This is a genomic window from Bacillus sp. G16 (assembly GCF_021282335.1).
Taxonomy (GTDB): Bacteria; Bacillota; Bacilli; order Bacillales; family Bacillaceae; genus Bacillus; species Bacillus inaquosorum.
Map to the genome: position 1 here is coordinate 1 of NZ_JAJSOZ010000042.1, position 2949 is coordinate 2949.

1 rRNA gene is annotated in these 2949 nt (G+C 53.6%); it reads right to left on the reverse strand.

The features are described 5' to 3' along the window. Window positions 1-4 precede the first annotated feature (4 nt). Window positions 5-2932 (reverse strand): 23S ribosomal RNA (locus LWH95_RS21350). Window positions 2933-2949 lie beyond the last annotated feature (17 nt).

A 2949-nucleotide genomic window follows, 5' to 3' on the forward strand; every position in this document is an offset into this window, starting at 1 on the left:
AAATGTGGTTAAGTCCTCGATCGATTAGTATCTGTCAGCTCCATGTGTCGCCACACTTCCACCTCAGACCTATCAACCTGATCATCTTTCAGGGATCTTACTTCCTTGCGGAATGGGAAATCTCATCTTGAGGGGGGCTTCATGCTTAGATGCTTTCAGCACTTATCCCGTCCGCACATAGCTACCCAGCGATGCCCTTGGCAGAACAACTGGTACACCAGCGGTGCGTCCATCCCGGTCCTCTCGTACTAAGGACAGCTCCTCTCAAATTTCCTGCGCCCGCGACGGATAGGGACCGAACTGTCTCACGACGTTCTGAACCCAGCTCGCGTACCGCTTTAATGGGCGAACAGCCCAACCCTTGGGACCGACTACAGCCCCAGGATGCGATGAGCCGACATCGAGGTGCCAAACCTCCCCGTCGATGTGGACTCTTGGGGGAGATAAGCCTGTTATCCCCGGGGTAGCTTTTATCCGTTGAGCGATGGCCCTTCCATGCGGAACCACCGGATCACTAAGCCCGACTTTCGTCCCTGCTCGACTTGTAGGTCTCGCAGTCAAGCTCCCTTGTGCCTTTACACTCTGCGAATGATTTCCAACCATTCTGAGGGAACCTTTGGGCGCCTCCGTTACCTTTTAGGAGGCGACCGCCCCAGTCAAACTGCCCACCTGACACTGTCTCCCCGCCCGATAAGGGCGGCGGGTTAGAAGGTCAATACAGCCAGGGTAGTATCCCACCGATGCCTCCACCGAAGCTGGCGCTCCGGTTTCCAAGGCTCCTACCTATCCTGTACAAGCTGTACCAACATTCAATATCAGGCTGCAGTAAAGCTCCACGGGGTCTTTCCGTCCTGTCGCGGGTAACCTGCATCTTCACAGGTACTATAATTTCACCGAGTCTCTCGTTGAGACAGTGCCCAGATCGTTGCGCCTTTCGTGCGGGTCGGAACTTACCCGACAAGGAATTTCGCTACCTTAGGACCGTTATAGTTACGGCCGCCGTTTACTGGGGCTTCAATTCGCACCTTCGCTTACGCTAAGCGCTCCTCTTAACCTTCCAGCACCGGGCAGGCGTCAGCCCCTATACTTCGCCTTACGGCTTCGCAGAGACCTGTGTTTTTGCTAAACAGTCGCCTGGGCCTATTCACTGCGGCTCTCTCGGGCTTGCACCCTAACAGAGCACCCCTTCTCCCGAAGTTACGGGGTCATTTTGCCGAGTTCCTTAACGAGAGTTCTCTCGATCACCTTAGGATTCTCTCCTCGCCTACCTGTGTCGGTTTGCGGTACGGGCACCTCTCACCTCGCTAGAGGCTTTTCTTGGCAGTGTGGAATCAGGAACTTCGCTACTATATTTCGCTCGCCATCACAGCTCAGCCTTATGGGAAACGGATTTGCCTATTTCCCAGCCTAACTGCTTGGACGCGGATATCCAATACCGCGCTTACCCTATCCTCCTGCGTCCCCCCATTGCTCAAATGGTGAGGAGGTGGTACAGGAATATCAACCTGTTGTCCATCGCCTACGCCTTTCGGCCTCGGCTTAGGTCCCGACTAACCCTGAGCGGACGAGCCTTCCTCAGGAAACCTTAGGCATTCGGTGGAGGGGATTCTCACCCCTCTTTCGCTACTCATACCGGCATTCTCACTTCTAAGCGCTCCACCAGTCCTTCCGGTCTGGCTTCACAGCCCTTAGAACGCTCTCCTACCACTGTTCGAAGAACAGTCCGCAGCTTCGGTGATACGTTTAGCCCCGGTACATTTTCGGCGCAGAGTCACTCGACCAGTGAGCTATTACGCACTCTTTAAATGGTGGCTGCTTCTAAGCCAACATCCTGGTTGTCTAAGCAACTCCACATCCTTTTCCACTTAACGTATACTTTGGGACCTTAGCTGGCGGTCTGGGCTGTTTCCCTTTCGACTACGGATCTTATCACTCGCAGTCTGACTCCCAAGGATAAGTCATTGGCATTCGGAGTTTGACTGAATTCGGTAACCCGGTAGGGGCCCCTAGTCCAATCAGTGCTCTACCTCCAAGACTCTTACCTTGAGGCTAGCCCTAAAGCTATTTCGGAGAGAACCAGCTATCTCCAGGTTCGATTGGCATTTCACCCCTACCCACACCTCATCCCCGCACTTTTCAACGTGCGTGGGTTCGGGCCTCCATTCAGTGTTACCTGAACTTCACCCTGGACATGGGTAGATCACCTGGTTTCGGGTCTACGACCACGTACTCATGCGCCCTATTCAGACTCGCTTTCGCTGCGGCTCCGCATCTTCTGCTTAACCTTGCACGGGATCGTAACTCGCCGGTTCATTCTACAAAAGGCACGCCATCACCCGTTAACGGGCTCTGACTACTTGTAGGCACACGGTTTCAGGATCTCTTTCACTCCCCTTCCGGGGTGCTTTTCACCTTTCCCTCACGGTACTGGTTCACTATCGGTCACTAGGGAGTATTTAGCCTTGGGAGATGGTCCTCCCGGATTCCGACGGAATTTCACGTGTTCCGCCGTACTCAGGATCCACTCAGGAGAGAACGAAGTTTTGACTACAGGGCTGTTACCTCCTATGGCGGGCCTTTCCAGACCTCTTCATCTACCTCGTTCTTTTGTAACTCCGTACAGAGTGTCCTACAACCCCAAGAGGCAAGCCTCTTGGTTTGGGCTAATCCCGTTTCGCTCGCCGCTACTCAGGGAATCGCATTTGCTTTCTCTTCCTCCGGGTACTTAGATGTTTCAGTTCCCCGGGTCTGCCTTCTCATATCCTATGAATTCAGATATGGATACCACTCCATTACGAGTGGTGGGTTTCCCCATTCGGAAATCTCCGGATCAAAGCTTGCTTACAGCTCCCCGAAGCATATCGGTGTTCGTCCCGTCCTTCATCGGCTCCTAGTGCCAAGGCATCCACCGTGCGCCCTTTCTAACTTAACCGTTAAAAAGAATCACTA